At 61.1% G+C, this 18,080-nt stretch carries 13 protein-coding genes and 3 pseudogenes; 3 read left to right on the top strand and 13 right to left on the bottom strand.

Going from position 1 to position 18,080, the window contains the following annotated elements; all coding sequences use genetic code 11:
- Window positions 1-36 precede the first annotated feature (36 nt).
- Window positions 37-417 (top strand): fluoride efflux transporter CrcB, encoded by a 381-nt coding sequence (crcB, locus tag OKW37_RS10865; RefSeq protein WP_090804083.1) that lies wholly within the window; start codon window positions 37-39, stop codon window positions 415-417.
- A 70-nt stretch (window positions 418-487) separates the two neighbouring features.
- Here crcB and OKW37_RS10860 read toward each other — a convergent pair.
- The 3 genes and pseudogenes from OKW37_RS10860 to OKW37_RS10850 form a co-directional block, all read right to left on the bottom strand.
- Window positions 488-661 (bottom strand): annotated as a pseudogene (locus OKW37_RS10860) (ubiquinone-dependent pyruvate dehydrogenase); the annotation flags it as partial.
- Window positions 662-684: 23 nt separating this feature from the next.
- Window positions 685-1,941, bottom strand: coding sequence for an acyltransferase family protein (locus OKW37_RS10855; protein WP_429406549.1), 1,257 nt, complete (start codon window positions 1,939-1,941; stop codon window positions 685-687).
- Window positions 1,942-2,344: 403 nt separating this feature from the next.
- Window positions 2,345-2,434 (bottom strand): annotated as a pseudogene (locus OKW37_RS10850) (IS6 family transposase); the annotation flags it as partial.
- A gap of 119 nt (window positions 2,435-2,553) precedes the next feature.
- Between OKW37_RS10850 and OKW37_RS10845 the strand changes: the two are divergent.
- A pseudogene (locus OKW37_RS10845) lies at window positions 2,554-2,691 on the top strand (LuxR C-terminal-related transcriptional regulator); the annotation flags it as partial.
- A gap of 224 nt (window positions 2,692-2,915) precedes the next feature.
- Here OKW37_RS10845 and OKW37_RS10840 read toward each other — a convergent pair.
- Complete coding sequence (locus OKW37_RS10840) at window positions 2,916-3,662, bottom strand: response regulator (protein ID WP_429336224.1); 747 nt, start codon at window positions 3,660-3,662, stop codon at window positions 2,916-2,918.
- A 725-nt stretch (window positions 3,663-4,387) separates the two neighbouring features.
- Between OKW37_RS10840 and OKW37_RS10835 the strand changes: the two genes are divergently transcribed.
- A complete protein-coding gene (locus OKW37_RS10835) occupies window positions 4,388-5,134 on the top strand; it encodes a response regulator (protein WP_429406551.1) in 747 nt (248 codons plus the stop codon).
- Between the two features lie 853 nt (window positions 5,135-5,987).
- Here OKW37_RS10835 and OKW37_RS10830 read toward each other — a convergent pair.
- From OKW37_RS10830 to OKW37_RS10790, 9 genes are all read right to left on the bottom strand, one after another.
- On the bottom strand, window positions 5,988-6,239 hold the full coding sequence (locus tag OKW37_RS10830) for an EF-hand domain-containing protein (RefSeq protein WP_184062163.1): 252 nt from the start codon (window positions 6,237-6,239) through the stop codon (window positions 5,988-5,990).
- Between the two features lie 119 nt (window positions 6,240-6,358).
- On the bottom strand, window positions 6,359-6,805 hold the full coding sequence (locus tag OKW37_RS10825; RefSeq protein ID WP_184062022.1) for a glycine zipper domain-containing protein: 447 nt from the start codon (window positions 6,803-6,805) through the stop codon (window positions 6,359-6,361).
- Between the two features lie 119 nt (window positions 6,806-6,924).
- Window positions 6,925-7,386: a MipA/OmpV family protein gene (locus OKW37_RS10820; protein WP_429408433.1), complete on the bottom strand. Its 462-nt coding sequence runs from the start codon at window positions 7,384-7,386 to the stop codon at window positions 6,925-6,927.
- A 2-nt stretch (window positions 7,387-7,388) separates the two neighbouring features.
- Complete coding sequence (locus tag OKW37_RS10815) at window positions 7,389-7,529, bottom strand: hypothetical protein (RefSeq protein ID WP_429357009.1); 141 nt, start codon at window positions 7,527-7,529, stop codon at window positions 7,389-7,391.
- A gap of 264 nt (window positions 7,530-7,793) precedes the next feature.
- Entirely contained in the window at window positions 7,794-9,227 is a 1,434-nt protein-coding gene (locus tag OKW37_RS10810) for an efflux transporter outer membrane subunit (RefSeq protein WP_429406553.1), read from the bottom strand.
- A complete protein-coding gene (locus tag OKW37_RS10805) occupies window positions 9,224-12,376 on the bottom strand; it encodes an efflux RND transporter permease subunit (RefSeq protein ID WP_429406555.1) in 3,153 nt (1,050 codons plus the stop codon). Before OKW37_RS10805 ends, OKW37_RS10810 begins: the two co-directional genes overlap by 4 nt.
- A complete protein-coding gene (locus OKW37_RS10800) occupies window positions 12,373-15,447 on the bottom strand; it encodes an efflux RND transporter permease subunit (RefSeq protein ID WP_429509816.1) in 3,075 nt (1,024 codons plus the stop codon). Before OKW37_RS10800 ends, OKW37_RS10805 begins: the two co-directional genes overlap by 4 nt.
- Before the next feature lie 12 nt (window positions 15,448-15,459).
- Complete coding sequence (locus tag OKW37_RS10795; protein ID WP_429406558.1) at window positions 15,460-16,458, bottom strand: efflux RND transporter periplasmic adaptor subunit; 999 nt, start codon at window positions 16,456-16,458, stop codon at window positions 15,460-15,462.
- Window positions 16,459-16,723: 265 nt separating this feature from the next.
- On the bottom strand, window positions 16,724-18,025 hold the full coding sequence (locus OKW37_RS10790) for an ATP-binding protein (protein WP_429406561.1): 1,302 nt from the start codon (window positions 18,023-18,025) through the stop codon (window positions 16,724-16,726).
- Between the last annotated feature and the right edge of the window lie 55 nt (window positions 18,026-18,080).

The raw sequence follows: 18,080 nt of genomic DNA, 5'->3' as shown, positions 1-18,080 counted from the left end.
ACCGGTCTGTCGACATTCCGGTTTCGATCCTCTTCCATGTATTGGTCTTTTCTCGCTGTCGCGATTGGCGGCGCACTCGGCTCGCTGTTTCGCTGGTTCCTCGGCTTTCGACTTAACCCGGTCTTTAGCGATCTGCCGCTCGGCACGCTCGCCGCCAACGTGATCGCCGGCTACCTCATCGGCGTGGCGGTCGCGGGCTTCGCGCGTGTGCCCCAGCTCACGCCGGAATGGCGGCTGTTCGTCATCACCGGTCTGATGGGCGGGCTGTCGACGTTCTCGACGTTCTCCGCGGAGGTCGTGCAGCGTCTGCAGGACGGCCGGTTCGGCTGGGCGGCGGGCGAAGTGGCGATTCACCTGAGCACTTCGCTGATCATGACGATTCTCGGCATCGCGACGGTTTCGTTGCTGGCGCGCTGAGGCGAACACGTTGACGAGGATCACGGACGCGGGCCCGAGCCGTCGGCAATTGGGCTAGCGCCCGTTTGCATCTGAGCTCGGTGCGAGCCAGCTCGACGATCTCGTCGCCGCGTCCGTTCAATATCGCACGCAGCATATAAAGGCTGAATCCCTTCGCATGGGCACGTTCCACCTTCGGAGGCATGGCAAGCTCATGCTTCGATGTGATCACATCGACGAGTGCGGGACCGGGATGCGCAAACGCCTGCACCTGGCCGGCAGCGCGTCTCACTGTGTCTTCGGCACCGACGTCGCTGGCAGCGGCGCGGGCCGCGCTGCGTCCCAGCGACTCTTCAGCACGCGACGCAGCCTGGTCCTGAGCGGCAACACGACCCGCTCCTGAAACAGCACCGACGCCACCAGCACCAGGACCAGATAGACCGGATAGGCGGAAAAATGCACGGGCACCTGGCTTGCCGCCTCCCGGCAAACATGCGGTCGATGCACGCATGACAACAGCGAATACGGAATGCCAAGCAGCTTCTGCACTTTGAGAAAGCCGATAAATAGCGGGTATTGCAGCGCGAAGATCGACAACGAAGCGTTGCCGAGCCGTCTCGTCCAGGCGGCCACGCGCGGCGACGCGTTTTGCAGTGCGCTCGCGCAAACAAAAATCACTGCGACTTGCGCGGGCAAGAGCGCGCCGTTGTGAAGAAGTACTTCCCACGAACGCATTCCCGCCGTAAACAGAAAAGTGGCGCCGATGAAAAGTGCCCCTGTAGCAGCGAATATGATCCACCGGCAACTCGCGATCATGCCGGTAATGCTTTCGACGTTCGCCTCGAATATCCCGTAAGCGAGAATGCCCGCCAGAAACTCCGGAAGCCGCACCAGCGGATTGGTATGCAACACACCGATCGGCCACACCTGATACCAGCCGCCTGCAACGACGATCACGGCCGGCAACAGGCTGGCGCCCCACATCGCCATCAGCATCGTGGACTTCCAGCGCATCGACAGCAGGCGTGGCGCGAGCGCCGGAAACAATAAATAGAAAAAAAACAGCGTCGACAACGACCACGACGGAATGTTGAATGACAGATAAAAGGGATTCCAGGCCTGCAATAACAGGATCTGTAAAACCGCATTGACCGCCACTTCCACACCGCTCATGGTGTGCACAATCGGCGTTGCTGAATCGAGGTTGCTCAGTTCGGTGTCGAAGGGATGGGAATTCACAGCCATTAATGCAATGCTCAGCGCTAACGTAACGATGTGAATGGGATAAATATTGCTAAAACGGTTGATAAAAAACTTCGATGCCGAAACCTTCATCGCTTCGCCAGTTTTCTTTTCCACCGAAACGTGCGATAGAATGAATCCTGACAGAATAAAGAAGATACTCGTCGCGCAGCCGCCGAATTTGAAGAAGTCGGCCATTGGCATCGCCCTCGCCTCGGGGTAAATGACGAGCGTGTGGAAGACGACCAGATAGCAGGCCAGCAGGAACCGCAGGATGTCCAGCCCCGGGAGCATCGCCTTCATTTTGTTTTCCTTTTTCTTACGTGGAAATATCGCTTCATTGCGTTTCCTTTCATTTTATCTTCTTTGATTTTTAAATTGAAAGCATTTACGCGACTCGATATGCGGAGCATGATTCATGGAGGCGCGGCAACCGGTATGTGCGCTTCCGCACCAATTGCAGCTGCAAAAAAACCACTGTGTGCGAAGATCGCCGGAAACCAGCGTGCGCGTCTCTCCGCCCGCCATCCCGTTAATGAGAAAACAGTGACAAAATAAATGCGCAGAGCTGCGATGTAAAAAAACGCCACCAATAGGCGTGTCTCAGAACACGGTGGACGGAGCTTGGGCAATGCCGGTGAAGAGACGCCACGCTTCAAATCGCGCGGCGAGCTGTTTGCGATAGAGCGAGGCGCTCAGCAGATGACTGCGTGCGTTCGGGCAAGCGAAACCCTCGCATCCGGCGCTCGCGTTCACGCGTGGGTTGATGGCTGTTTTCAGCGCGGTTGTTCGCGCGCGCAGGCCTTGACGAACACGTGCTTCACATTCGCCAGCTCAGGGATCTCTGTTTTCGCGGGCCATGTGCTGCCCGGCTTGCGACGGGCAGTCCTGACCTGATGCGCAAAACTGGCGCCGAACCGCGATATCGGCGACATTCTCGGCATGGCGCCGCGCACGGTGAACAAGCACCTCGAACATCTGTTCCGTAAGCTGCACGTCGAGACGCGCGCGGCTGGCGCTGCGCTTGCGATCAAGGCGCTGGACAGGGCCTGAAATAGCCGAACGGTCGCGCAAGCGATGACGGAAACTACCCTGCCTCGTTGTTTTACCCGAGCAGCCGCGGCACGCTCGACGCTTTGTCGGGAGCCACACGAGTTGCGGGAGTTGCAGCGCAAGAGACCCCGATGAACGCTGTAGCCACGGCGTTGCGCGCGGTGTACACGGAAAGCAGAGGAAGCGGCTTGAATGTCACTGTCGAGCGTCCAACAGGTGACGCTTTAGTTTGAGGTTGCAACCAGCATGTAGCCGAGGCCCCACACCGTGCGGATATGTCGGGGCGAGCTTGCCTCTGTCTCAATCACCTGTCGTAAGCGAAGAACTTGCACGTCAACGCTGCGGGCGCTCGCCTCATATTGCGACCCGCGCGCGCGCTCTATCAGATTTGCACGGCTTACGGGACGGTTTGGCGTCTCCGCAAGCGCACACAGGAGACGCATTTCAGCTGCGCCGAGTTCGACGATGCCCGCTTCGTCCGACATCAATTCTCTACGCCGAACGTCCAGCCTGAAGGCGCCGAACCGCAAGCATTGCGACTCGCCTGCGAGCAGCATCTCACCCCGCACGTTTTGCAGGCGCACCTGAAACTGCTGCCGACGTAACATCGCCCGAACCCGCGCTATCAGCTCGCTCGGCAGAAACGGTTTCGCGAGATAGTCGTCGGCGCCAATCTCCAAACCTACGACCTTGTCCGCGGGATCGCCACGCGCTGTTAGCATGAGGATGGGGATTGTCTCTCTCCGAGCACGCAACCGACGGCAGATGGACAGGCCGTCTTCGCCTGGCATCATGATATCGAGAATCAACAGGTCGAACGGGTAGCGCTCGATCAAGACGTCCAACTCAATGCCTGTCTTCACCGCGCGCACCGAGAAACCTTGTGCCGTCAGAAAGCGTTGCAGCATATTGCGGATTTCAACATCGTCGTCCAGCACGATGATGCGACCGGTTGGCAGATCATCTGACATATGATTAAGCAGATACCTCTAATAACGCCTGTCTTTTAGTTCCTGTTTCCGATGCTACGCGGCGAACCGCTTAGCTTTGCTACAGCCGTCACGTGCCTCGGTGGGCGGCGACAATCTCGTCGAAGCGGGCTGCGCCGGGCGGCCTGCCGGCCTGCAGTTGCGCCTGCACTGCTTACCAATCCGCTTGATGTCTGCGGCGATACGTTGCACCTCGGACAGTGCCAGTGCGGCATGCAGCTCCGGTAGCGACATCCAATGCCTCCTTTGGCAAGAAAACGGACTTGCAACCCGCTAACACCTTCGCATGCATCTGCATGCCACAGGAAGTTCCGTATGGTTCGACGAACGGAATATACAAGGATCTCCGCACTGGATGTGTTGGAAAGGTATGTCAAAAGATGTCATCGATTGTGCTGGCCACAACACTGACTGGCGAAAGCCCACGACCGCCCGGCGCCACCCGTATGTACCGGGCATGCCATCCTGACTGCTCATATTACAGCTGTCGCTCGTGGTCAGCGAAAAAGCGAGTGCACCCGTGCGTTTGCGGACAGAAAAACAGGCCCCGTCGATGACATTTCCTGACATGATTTGCTAACACCTGGCGTTATGAAATTCGCCTACATTTCTTCGATCGATCGTGTGCTGCAGCTTCTGCGGTGCGCTCGCATTGCGGTTAGTCGCGGCCCCGGTCATCACTCGTTTGTGAGCGTTATTCTCTTCCTATGTCAGCTCAGATTCTTCTAATCGACGACGACGCCGAATTGTGTGATGCGACTCGCCGCTACCTGGTAAGGTGGGGTTTCGACGTGTCAGTGCTACATGATGCGCGTTCGCTCGAACACCGGCTCAAACACGAACGCCCAGACCTGATAGTGCTCGATCTTATGATGCCGGGCGTCGACGGCTTGACGGCACTACGTAGGTTGCGCGCATCAGGCGACGACATTCCAGTCTTGATGCTCACCGCCCGCGCCAACGAAGAGGACCGCATCGCTGGCCTTGAATTGGGTGCCGATGACTATCTCCGCAAACCGTTTAACCCGCGTGAGCTGGTAGCACGGATTCAGTCCGTGCTGCGGCGCCAGCGCGCCGTACCCGATGCGGGCATTCCCCAACGACGGCAACCTTACACATTCGGCGCGTTCACGCTGGACTTTCAGTCGCGCACTCTGAATAGCGGAGAGACGTCTCTTACCTTATCTGCCAGTGAGTTTGCGCTGCTGCAGATTTTCGTTAATTCTCCCATGTGCACACTCACCCGCCGGCGTCTGCTCAAGTCACTTCATGGCGCGGAATCCGAGTCCGCCGATCGCGGCATCGACGTTCAGATCTATCGTCTGCGCCGCATCGTGGAAACTGACCCGTCGACACCACGATTCATCCAGACCGTTCGCGGGTGCGGATACATCTTCGTGCCGGACCTCGAAGAGCATTCTGCCGGCACATCGACTCACCATTCGCATAACTGAGGTCTCTTGTTGCCCTCATACTGCTGTATATGCGCTTATTGCTTCGAGCGCGACCAGTCGCCAAACTACTATACGGTAGCAGCGGCCAAGTGGTGACCACCGCGAACGCCATGGCAAGGGTAATCGAAGATAAGTCGAGCGCCGGCTCACTGACTCACTCGGATATACACGATTTTTGAGCGGCCGTTATATCCTGGTCGCTATCCGTGAACTGGACGCAGTTGCGCATCGTCCCTGCGGCGAGCTTCGGACAGGATGCAAAGCGGCCGCTATGCATCCCGCCCGCCCACGGGGCGGACACGAATAGACTCAGGTCAATAGTACGCGGGAGCGACGATCAGTGGCGGTCGAGGGACTACAACCAGTGGCCGGGCCATTATTGGACGACCCACCGGAACGACTACACAGCCGCTAAGCACCGCGGCACTCATGCAAAAACCGGCAGCAAGCGCAAAGCGACAAAGAACACGCGCATTAAGCATTAATTCAACTCCTTTCGATTGAGGCTCAGCGACTGGCATTAGGGATGCGTTCAGGCGTTACCGCTGGGGACGCCGCGCCGCTCGTGTCCCAGACCGTAATCCGCATTTGGGGGGCCAAGATTCGCGGTGTTGGTCTCCCTGTCCAGGTCGCCCTTCACTGGAGCGCCGGGCGCGACGAGCACGCTCGGATTGATTTCGGTGCGCCAGGCCCGCAGGACTTCCAGCTATCGACTTGCCCATGGCGGGTTGCTAGCGTCGGGTAACCGGAGCGCGCAGCAGCCCCATCATTCGACGTGATGAGGCGACCCGATGGGACATATTCAATACACGGTTAAACCACCCGAGGGTATTGAAGCTTGCCTTGCAAGCGCTTACTGCCGATGCTGCGCAGCGAACTGCTCGATCTGCTCAAGCGTCACGTACCCTTGATGCGTAGTATCGATCTCATCGAAATGGGCTGCGACGCGCGGCATACCTGCCTCCGCCTGTTCTTTCGTGAGCTTGCCGTCATGAGTTGCATTCGCGGCAGTAAAGCGCGCTTCCAACATCTGCTGCATGCTGCTCTGCGCGAACGCAGACGACACAGCGAACGTTGCAGCCAGAATAATGAATAAACGTTTCATCAAAGACTCCTTTAAGAAAATGAATGACGTGCACGGAATAGCCAGGGGACAAAGCTCGACCCAGGATTTCCAGCCGGCAGAATTCCAGGTCAAGCCATGACACGACCATACGAGCGAAATCAGTACGGCGCGTAGTAGTAAGGTGGGGGCGCGCCATAGATTACGGCGCGGGGCGGCACGGGGCGTACGGGCACGACGATCGCTGCCGAACGAGGTGTTTCGATCGTATCTCCCTTCGCCGTGATGCATTGCGCGTACGCGTTGTCGTATTGCTGCTGCAACGACGCTTCGGTCTGATTGTGCTGCGCCGAGCCCGTCATGCTGCCGAGCAGCAGTCCGGCACCCGCACCGATTGCGGCGCCGGCACCGGCGTTGCCTGCCCCGGCGCCGATCAGAGCCCCGGCCGCAGCGCCTCCAGCTGTGCCGACGGCGGTAGCAGCAAGTCCGGAGGTTGCCGGCTGATGCGAGGCCGCCGCCGGATTCATGACCTGCGTCGCGTACGTGCGGCAGCTATAGTCGTCCTGCTGGAACTGGTTGAGGGTCTTGCCGTTCGCTGGGACCGCCATGACGGTAGGCGCACTCGGCGGCGTGACCGCACACCCCGCCATGCCCAACCCAACAGCGAGGCAGACAAGCAGTGGCGCAATACGAGTCGATGTCAGATTCTGGTTCATTGATAGTGCTCTCACGATGATGCAGCGCGAAGTAAGCGCTCAGAAGTGGTAAGCAGCGCCCACCGATCCAAATAGTGCCAGCGCGCGAACGCACCGAAGTCGAAGGACGTTGCGATATCTCCGGTGCCGTTGAGCACCGCCGCATAGTCCTGGTTGCGGCCCAGTTGAACGCCGATCAGCGGGCCCACCGCAACACTCGGCCCCAACGGGTAGGCGACGCCGCCCGTGAGCCCCTGCACGAAGATTGCCCCGTTCAACAGCGACAGCATGGGCAACGGCAGCACACGATAGGACTTGCTGCCTTCATAGTGGGGCAATGCGGTCACGTTGATGCCCACGCTATCGTCCGGCGACGACTGCGCCAACGCTGGTGAGTAAGGCAGGCACTCAGTGGCGATGACGGCGAGCGCGCCCAGCCACCGTCGTGCGCGGCTTCGCTTGAGAACCGCGGCGACAAAGCGATAGTCATGCATGTTCAAGCCCATCTATCGATGGTTGTCCGGCGAACCGCAACGCCCACGCTGATATCAATCGCCAGGGACCCAGCAGGCGCCTTGCCGACAGCCATAGAAATTGCCGCACTGGCAGCAGACACGAGAACGATTTTAAATTTCACTGCACACTCTCCATGTGATGGATTCACCCCACTGGCGAACCCCGCATGACACAGCCGCCAATGTAGGGAACCTGTGCGCTACATGTTGTTGGAAATGTGTTGCATGTCATGTCAAGCCACGTCGCGGGGAAGCGATACCGCACAAGTGGACGTAACGGGGCCTTGCACGCGGTTCGAGACGCGGACTTTGAAAAACGGTCGTGGGCGCTACCGGACTCTGGACCGCGCAGATCGGCAGACGACGTCACAACGGCGCGCCCGCCATCATGAGATCGGGGCCTGGCTCTTCGACGACATCCAGCCGCCGCCGAGGTTCTTCACCAGCCCAACGCCGCTTTTCGCCAGTGCCCCCTGCGTGTCGTTCAGGTTCTGTCTGGCCGTGAGTAGCGTCACTTGCTGAGTCAAATCGGACTGCTCGCTCGCGGTTCCGGCCGTCAGTTGCGCGGCGACGCTCTCCAGCAATTGCCGGTTGCGCTGGTAAATGTCGGCAAACGCGTGCTCCTGCTGGCGCAGATGGTTCAGCGACGACAGGCTGTCTTCCACGTTCTGGAACGCCGTGAGCACGGCTTCGCGATAAGATGCGACGTCTTCGTCATAGGTCGCCTGCGCCTTGTGCACGGCGGCCACGCGGGCACCACCGTCAAACAGCGTGGCGGCAAGTGAGGGACCGAGCGACCACATCCGGGTCGGCAATGAGAACAGCGTCGCGAAGGTGTTGTGTTGCACGAGACCCTGTGCCGATAGATCGAGGTCCGGAAAGAATGCGGCCTTCTCTACCCCGATGAGCGCGTTCGCAGCAGCAGCGGTGCGTTCCGCGCTGACCACGTCAGGCCGTCTTTCCAGCAACGCAGACGGCAGCACGGATGGCACCTCGGGCTCGCGAAACACATAGTCGAGCCGCGGTGCAATCGACAACGAAGCCGGCGGCACACCCGTGAGCGCCGCGATTGCGTGCTCGTCCTGCTCGCGCGAGGTCTGTGAAATTTGCAGGTTCGCGACAACCGCCTCCTGCGTGTCCTGAGCATACAGCAGATCGACTTGCGACGCGGTCCCCTGTGCCAGCGCTGAGCGCGTGATCGCGAGAATCCGCCCGTTGACCGCCTCCTGCTGCTGCAACAGGTCGATGTCGATATCGAGCTGGCGGATGTCGAAATAGTCGGTCGCCAGCGTCGCGGCAATCGACAAGCGCTCGCCGGCAAGCGTCGCATCCGCGCTCTGCGCGTTCGCCTTGCCGGACTCGATCTGCCGGCGCACGGCGCCCCACAGATCGACTTCCCAACTCGCGTAGGCCTTCGCGTATTCCGTCGTCGTGCTCGAGCTGTGCGAGGCCGACGCGTCGACACCGAGCGTCGGAAACAGGCTCGCCCGGTCTGCAGCGACGGTGGCCTGCGCGAGCCGATAGGCGGCCGCCGCGCCTGCAATCGACTGATTCGACTGCAGCGCTGCGTCGACGAGCCGGGACAGCTCGGGATCGTCGTACGCGTCCCACCACCGGGTTGAGAGCGAAGCCTGCGGATTGGGCGCCGCAAGTCGCCACTGTGTGCCCGCTTCCTTGAACTGCGTTGGAATCGCTACGGCCGGCTGGTGATAGTCCGGGCCGACCGCGCAGCCCGAAAGCCAAAGCGTGGCGCCGAGCGCGCAGGCGCAGCAGCGCATGCCGACCGACACGGCCGACAGGTATCCGATGGGCGATTTCATGCGTGTTTCCTTCGGCGCCGCAACCGCCGCGACGCCCGATCGAGCCAGAGATAGATGACAGGGGTGGTATAGAGCGTGATGACCTGGCTGAACACCAGACCGCCGATGATCGAGATACCGAGCGGCTTGCGGAATTCGGATCCGTAGCCTGACCCCAGCACGAGCGGCAGCGCGCCGAAAATTGCGGCGACCGTCGTCATCATGATCGGACGGAAGCGGATCAGGCCCGCGCGCACGATCGCCTCCTCCGGCGGCAGTGCATGCTGACGCCCTTCGGCAATCGCGAAGTCGATCATCATGATCGCGTTCTTCTTCACGATGCCGATCAGCATCAGCACGCCGATCAACGCGATGATCGACAGCTCCGTGTGAGTGAGCAGCAGCGCGATCAAAGCGCCGACGCCCGCAGAAGGCAGCGTCGAGAGAATCGTCAAAGGATGAACCAGGTTCTCGTACAGCATGCCGAGCACGACGTACACCGACAACAGCGCGGCGAGGATCAGCAGCGGCTCGCTCGCCATCGACTCACGAAACGCTGCTGCCGTGCCGGCGAACGCGCCGGAGATACTCGCCGGCATTCTGAGCGCAGCGACGGCCTGACTGATCTGCTGCGTCACGGGTCCGATCGATGCACCGGGGCGCAGGTTGAACGATACGGTAATGGCGGGGAACGTAGCCTGGTGATTGATCGAAATGGCGCTGGGGTCGGTCGAGAACCGGGCCATCGCGGCGAGCGACACCAGCGCTGAACCGTTCGCCTGGGCCGCGGCCGACGGCGTAGCGGCGCTTGCGCCGGTCGCCCCCCCGGCGGCGGTCGTCGACGCGCCGCTCGTGGCGAGCGCCGGACTCGCCGGAACATGGATGTCCTTCAGTACCGAAGGACTTGTCCAGTACTCGGGTGCCACCTCCATCACGACGTGATATTGATTCGCGTTCCCGTAGATGGCCGAGACCTGCCGTTCGCCGAACGCGTCATAAAGCGCCTCGTCGATATCTTTGAAGCTCACGCCCATTCGCGCGGCGGAGTCGCGGTCGACCTCGATGCCGACCTGCATGCTCTTGTCCTGCTGGTCGGTGTTGATGTCGGCCAGCGCCGGCATCTTGTGCATCTGCGCGACTAACTTCGGCACCCATTGATCGAGTGTCGCCTGGTCGTCCGCGGTCAGGGTGTACTGGTACTGCGCGGCGCTCTGTCGGCCACCGGCCGCGAGGTCCTGCAACGACTGCAGATAGAGCTGTGTCCCCGGCATATCGGCAAGCCGTCGGCGCACCTGAGCGATCACCTGATCGGCCGTCGCGCGACGCTCACCCAGGGGCTTGAGCGTGACGAACAGCAGTGCGTTGTTAAGCGCGTTCGCTCCCCCCACGAAGCCACCCACGAACGCGACGTTCGGATTCTCCTGCACCGCCTTGTTGACCATCTGGAACTGATGCTGCATCTCGTGCCAGGAGATGCTTTGCGACGCCTGCAGCGTGCCAAGCAGCAGCCCCGTGTCTTCCTCCGGGAAGAAGCCTTTCGGAACCACGGTGAACAGCCAGAGGTTCAGCACGAACACCAGCACCGTCACGCCACCCATCAATAGCGGATGCCGGATGACCCAGCGCAACGACGTGCCGTACAGGCGAGAAAATCCGCTCTCGTGATGCTCGTCGCCGTTCCCGGCTTGCGGTCCTGCGCGCAGGAAAATGCTCGTCAGCATCGGCGTGACCGTGAGCGAAATCAGCATCGACATCAGGATCGCAACGGAGAGCGACACCGAGAACTCACGCAGCAGCCGGCCCATCAGGCCACCCATGAACAGCAGCGGGACGAATACCGCGATCAGCGAAACGCTGATCGAAAACACCGTGAAGCCCACTTCCTGCGCCCCTGCGAGTGCCGCCTCGATGGGCTTCTTGCCGCGCGCCAGATGCCGCATGATGTTTTCGACGACGACGATTGCATCGTCGACCACGAAACCGGTCGAAATGGTCAAGGCCATCAGCGAGAGGTTGTTCAAGCTGTAGCCAAGGACGTACATGACCCCGAACGTACCCAGCAGCGACAGCGGTACGACGATCGCCGGAATGAGCGTCGCGCGCCAGCTGCGGAAGAACGCGAACGTGACGGCCGTCACGAGCACGATCGATATCAGCAGCGTCATTTCGACGTCGAGCAGCGAGCCACGGATCGTCTTCGTACGGTCAACCGAAATCGCCAGCTTGATGGTCGACGGGATCGCCGCCTCGAGCGCCGGCAGTTCGGCCTTCACGTTGTCGACGGCGTCGATCACGTTCGCGCCCGGTTCCTTATAGAGGACCAGCAACACGGCCGGCTTGCCGTTCGACAGGCCGTAGTTCTCAAGCTGCTCGACATCCTGACGTACATAGCCGAGGTCCGACACACGCACGATGTTGCCGTTGTTCTGCCTGACGATCAGCCGTCCGTAGTCGGCGGGCGAATACAGCATGTCGTTCGCGCCGATCGAATAGTTCTGCCCGCTCGCCGACATCGATCCCTTGGGCAAATCGACATTCGCATTCCCGATCGTGCTGCGGATCTGCTCCAGACTGATGCCGTAGTGGCTCACCCGATCTGGATTCAGTTCGACCCGCACCGCCGGCAGCGCGGCGCCGCCCACCACCACGTTGCCCACGCCGGTTGTCTGCATCAGCTTCTGTTGCAGCACCGTCGACGCCGCGTCGTAAAGCTGGGCTGGCGTGGCCGTGTCGGAGGTCAGACTGATCACGAGGATGGGCGAATCCGCGGGATTGACCTTGCGATACGTCGGGCTGCCGTCCATGTTGGGCGACAGGTTGGTTTTCGCCGCGTTGATCGCGGCCTGCACGTCGCGTGCCGCGCCGTCGATATTCCTGCTTAGGTCGAACTGCAACGTGATCTGCGTTTGCCCGCGCGAGCTGACCGACGTCATCTGGGCCAGGCCCGCAATATGGCCGAACTGCCGCTCGAGCGGCGTCGTGACCGAGGTGGCCACCGTCGTCGGATCGGCGCCGGGCAGTTGCCCCTGCACCAGGATCGTAGGAAAGTCGATTTCGGGCAGCGGCGCAACCGGCAGCAGCCTGAATGCCAGGATACCGAACAGAGCAAGGGCGACAGCCAGCAACGTCGTCGCGATGGGCCGCCTGACGAATGGGCCAGACAGGTTCATTGCACATACTCCGTTACGATCGGCTCGTCCGCGGCAAAGCGTCTTTCCAGACGATGCATCGCCAGATAGATCACCGGCGTCGAGAACAAGGTCAGCAACTGGCTGACGCACAGGCCGCCGATAATCGCGATGCCAAGTGGATGCCTCAACTCGGAGCCCATGCCGGAGCCGAACGCGAGCGGCAGTGCGCCGAACAGCGACGCCATCGTCGTCATCAGGATCGGACGGAAGCGCTGTTCAGCCGCACGCCGGATCGCATCGTGTGCGGACAGGCCGTGGTTGCGCTGCCCGTCCAGCGCGAAGTCGATCATCATGATCGCGTTTTTCATCACGATGCCGATCAGCAGCACGATTCCGATCAGGCCCATGATGTCGAACTGGGTTCCGGTCATCAGCAGCGCCAGCAGCGCGCCAAGCGCCGCCGAAGGGAGCGTGGACAGGATCGTGACGGGATGAATGAAGCTCTCGTACAGGATGCCGAGCATCAGATAGACCACAATCACGGCAGCGGCGACCAGGTACCCTTCACTCGCCAGCGACGACTGAAAGGTCGCGGCCGATCCTTCCAGCGACACCTGGACGGACTGCGGCAACCCTATCTGCTCCTTGACCCGCTCAAGACGGGCGATCGCCGTGCCGAGGCTGTATCCGGGAGCGAGATTGAACGACACGTCCGCATACGGGAACTGGCCCTTGCGATCAATCCGCAACGGCGCGGGCATCACCTTCATCGTCGCCATCGACGCGAGCGGCGCGAGGCTGCCCGACGACGTATTTACATAGAGTCCTGAAAGCAGATGCGCAAGGTCGTCGGCGTTGTTTCTCGCGACCAGCACCACGTGATACTGGTTCAACTGCGTGTAGATCGTCGACACCTGGCGCTGACCAAACGCGTCGTACAGCACATCGTCGATCGCCTGCGGGGTGATGCCAAGGCGCGACGCGGTATCGCGGTCGAACGTGAGTTGCACCTGATTGCCTGACTGCATCGCCTCGCTCTGCACGTCGGCAAACGCCGGATCGCCGCGCAACGCGCCAACCAGCTCGCCAGTCCAGCGAGTGAGCAGCGCCGGATCGGTCGACTGTACGCCGAGACGGTAGCTCGTCGTCGAGACGGTGTCGTCGAGCGTCAGATCCTGCACCGGATGCAGAAACAGGCGCACGCCCGCGACGTCTGCGGTGTCATGGGTCAGGCGGCGAATCACCTCGTCGATGCGCGCTCGCTCGCCCTTGTCCTTCAGATTGATCAACAGGGTGCCCTGATTGATCGTCGGTCTCGTCTGGTCGATGCCGACAAACGACGAGAGACTTGCGACTGCCGGATCGCGTGCGACCCGGTCGACGACCTGCTGCTGTTGGCCGATCATGCGCTGGAACGAAATGGTCGGCGCGGCCTGCACGACACCTTCGATCAGACCTGTGTCCTGCTCGGGAAAGAAGCCCTTCGGCATCAGCATCAGCACGACGAACGTCAGCGTGGCCGTCAACACCACCGATGCGATCGTCAGGCGCCGATGCGACAATACCCAGTCGAGACCGCGTATGTACCTGCTGTTGAGCCGGTCGAAGAAATCGACCCGATGCGAGTGTGGCTGCGCTTTTAACATGCGCGAGCACATCATCGGCGTAAGCGTCAGCGACACCAACGCCGACAGGACGATCGCGACCGACAGCGTCAGCGCGAACTCGCGGAACAGGCGCCCGACCACGTCGCCCATGAACAGCAACGGGATCATCACCGCAATCAGCGACACGGACAACGAGACGATCGTAAAGCCGATCTCCTTCGCACCCTTGATCGCGGCCCTCAGGGGCGTTTCCCCAGCCTCGATGTAGCGTGTAATGTTCTCGATCATTACGATCGCGTCGTCGACGACAAAGCCTGTCGCGACAGTCAGCGACATCAACGTGAGGTTATTCAGCGAAAAGCCGAGCCCGTACGCGACCGCGAGCGTGCCAACGAGCGAAAGCGGCACGGTGACTGCGGGAATCACGGTAGCGGGCACATTGCGCAGGAATACGAAGATCACCATCACGACGAGCGCCACGGCGATTGCCAGCTCCGTTTCGACGTCGGCAACCGACGCGCGGATCGTCTTCGTGCGATCCGTCAGCACGGCGACCTTCACCGATGCGGGCAAGCTCGCCCGCAGTTGCGGCAACAGCTTCTGCACGCTATCGACCACATCGATCACGTTGGCGCCCGGCTGCCGCTGGATGTTCAGCACGATAGACGGCGTGCTGTTGGTCCACGCCGCCTGTTGCAAATTCTCGGCGCTGTCGATCGACCTGGCGATCTGCGCCAGCCGAACCGGTGCGCCTTGCCGGTACGCGATGATCAGGTCGCGATAGTCCGCCGCCGATTGCAGCTGGTCGTTCGCACCGATCGAATACGACTGGTATTTTCCGTCGAGACTGCCCTTCGCCTGGTCAACGTTGGCACTGCCGAGCGCGGTGCGCACGTCGTCGATCGACATGCCGAGTGCGTTGAGCGCGCCGGTATCGGTCTGCACCCGCACGGCCGGCCGCTGACCGCCGCTGATCGTGACCAGGCCCACGCCTGAAATCTGCGAGATCTTCTGCGCAAGCCGGGTATCGGCCAGATCCTCGATCTTCGTCAGCGGCAGCACGTCGGATGTCAGCGACAGCGTGAGCACCGGGGGGTCGGCAGGGTTGACCTTGCTGTAGACAGGCGGATACGGCAGATTCGCCGGCAGAAAGCTCGACGACGCATTGATCGCGGCCTGCACTTCCTGCTCGGCGACGTCGAGCGAGAACGACAGATCGAACTGCAACGTGATCACCGATGTGCCGTTCGAACTCGTCGAGTTCATCGCCTTCAGCCCCGACATCTGGCCGAGCTGTCTTTCGAGCGGCGAGGTGATGGACGAACTGACCACATCCGGGCTTGCGCCGGGATACTGCGTGTAGACCTGGATCGTCGGATAGTCGATTTCCGGTAGCGCCGAAACAGGCAGCAGGATGTATCCCAGCACCCCGGCCAGAAACAACGCGATCATCAACAGCGCGGTCGCAATGGGTCGCTCGATAAAGATTCGTGAAGCGTTCATCGTCGGCTCCGCTCAGTGCGCCACGACTTTCACGAGCGAGCCGGTATCGAGCCTGTCTGCACCGTCGGTCGCGACCCGCTCTCCTTCCTTCACCCCGCCATCGAGAATCGCCGTGTCGTCGCCTTTTACCGGTCCGGTCTTCACGTTGCGCAATGCCACTGCGCCTGCGCCGCCGATCACGAAAACGAAATCGCCGTTCGCGCCATGCTGGATCGCCGTAGTCGGCACGACCGGAATCCGCTGCAGCGTGTCGACCTGCATCCGGACATTCACGAATTCGTTCGGGAACAGCGCGTTGCCGGAATCGGGGAAGACTGCCTTGACGTTGATCGTGCCGGCGCTCGTATTGACGAGGTTGTCGACCGCAAGCAGCGAGCCCTTCGCGAGCAACGATTTGCCGTCACGGTCATAGGCCAGCACCTGAACCTCCCCCTGCGACATCGCCCGCCGGATCCGTCCCAGGTCGTCTTCTGGCACCGAGTAGGTCACGGTCGCCGGCTGCAGTTGCGTAACGACCGCGATACCGGTCGTGCTGGTGCTGCTCACGTAGTTGCCGGGGTCAACCAGGCGCAGGCCCACGACGCCGTCCACGGGAGACGTGATGGTGCAATAGCCGACCTGAACCTGCAGATTGTTCACGTTGCCCGTGTCCGCCAGCACCGTGCCTTCGTCCTCCTGGACGGTAGCAACTTGCGTATCGAGCGTCTGCTGCGTAATCGAGCCCGCTTTGATCAGCTGCTGATAACGTTGCAGGTCCAGTTTCGCGTTTGCGAGTACGGCCTGGTCATGACGCAGCGTACCCTGTGCCTGCAGCAGCTGCGCTTCGAGCGCCCGCGAATCGATGCGTGCAATCACCTGTCCTTTCCTGATCGTCTGCCCCTCGCTGAAATCGACGGAACGCAGTATCCCGTTGACCTGCGTGATGACCGTGACGGTACGTGTCGGTGTCACGGTGCCGAGCGAGTCGATATAGACAGGAACATCGGTAACCGAAGCCGCAACCGCGCTCACGGGGATCGGATCGGGTGCGACAGCCGTCTGACGGTGACCGTGAGCCAGGTGGAACCACCCAACGGCCACGACGCCGGCCATGAATATACTAAGTACCGCAAAGTATCTTGTAAGGTTTTTCATCACACAACCATGAAAAATGGCCATCTCATCAAATGCTCACGCTGCCCTGCCAGACCCTTTGGGCGGGGCTCGAGCGTCACATTAAGTCGTAGTCCCTGCCACACCACGTCGACGGCGCAGTCATCGCGCCGACAAGTGCCCGTTAAGGAATGGGAATTTGCACCACGGCCTTGAGTCCGGACGGCGCATTCTGGAAGAGATCGAGCGTGCCGCCATGCTGCTGTGCGACGTGCTCCGCTATCGCGAGGCCGAGGCCGCTCCCGCCCTTTCGATCCGCCTCTGAGCCGCGCCGGAATGGCTGCTTTATCAACGACAGAAGCTCTTGAGGCAGGCCCGGCCCCCGATCCTCAACCGCAATCGTGACACTTCGCGCGTCCACGGTAGTCCGGACTGCGAGCCCGACCTGACCGTACACGACCGCGTTCTGCATCAGGTTCATCAATAGGCGCTGCATGCCGACCGGTCGGAACGCAACAGGTGGCAATTCCGCGAGCGACAGTTCGAACGTGCGACCGAGACCTGCATAGTCGGCGGCGAGCTGTTCGATCAGCGCGTTCAGATCGCCGTGCGTCGCCGGTTCGCTATCCCACCCACGGGCGAAATCGATAAACTGCTGGACGATGGTGTCGATCTCCTCGACAAAGCGTTCCGCACTGGCGGCCGGGGCCTCGAATGACTCCGGCGCGAAGATGGCCATGCGCAGCTTGGTCAGCGGCGTGCGGATATCATGCGATATGCCCGCAAGCATTTCGGCGCGCGTCGCTTCGAGATCTTCGAGCGTCGAGGCCATCCGGTTGAACGCCTCCGCTACTGTTGCCAGCTCGCGCGGGCCGCTCACGGGAACCGCTTCGGGCCAAACGCCACGCTCGATGGTGCCGGCAGCGCGCGCCAGCCGGCGCAGCGCCTGTTCGACCGGCCGGTGGATCAGATAGGCCCCAAGAGCAGGAAGGGTGGCCGCACTTAACAACAGGCCGATCAGCGCCCAAGGCAGCGTACTACTCATGGCCGACGTTCCACGCAGCGCCACCCAGTACCGCACGTCCTGCACATGGAGACGCACCCAGATCCGGTGCCCGTCGCGCTCCCAGCGAAGCTGTTCGTCCGGGGCAAGTTCCGATGCCAGTCGACCGAAAAAGCGGTGCGCCATGTAGTCGGGAGGCAACCCGTCGCGAGCCTGTGGCGGCGGCAGTTCACCTTGGGGCGCTCCGTTCATTTCCAGCAGTTGCCGGTTTCGCTCGTCGTCCGGCAGGACTGACAACAGCCGGTCCAGGATCCGGATCTGCGATGCCACGAGCGCTGCGCCATCGTCAACTCTTGGCTTCTGGATAAAGTTCAGATAGACGGCAAAGACCAGGATCTGACTTGTCAGCATCAGTACAATCAACAGCAATACGTTGCGCGCGAAAAGGGAACCCCGCCATACCGACATACCGCTTCCTTTCATCTCGCTCTCTCGATGACCTGCTACGCAGGTATACATAAAACAGTCAGATGCCTTT

The sequence above is a fragment of the Paraburkholderia sp. MM5482-R2 genome, from assembly GCF_050436125.1.
Taxonomy (GTDB): Bacteria; Pseudomonadota; Gammaproteobacteria; order Burkholderiales; family Burkholderiaceae; genus Paraburkholderia; species Paraburkholderia tuberum.
This window is presented reverse-complemented; position numbering and strand designations above follow the sequence as displayed.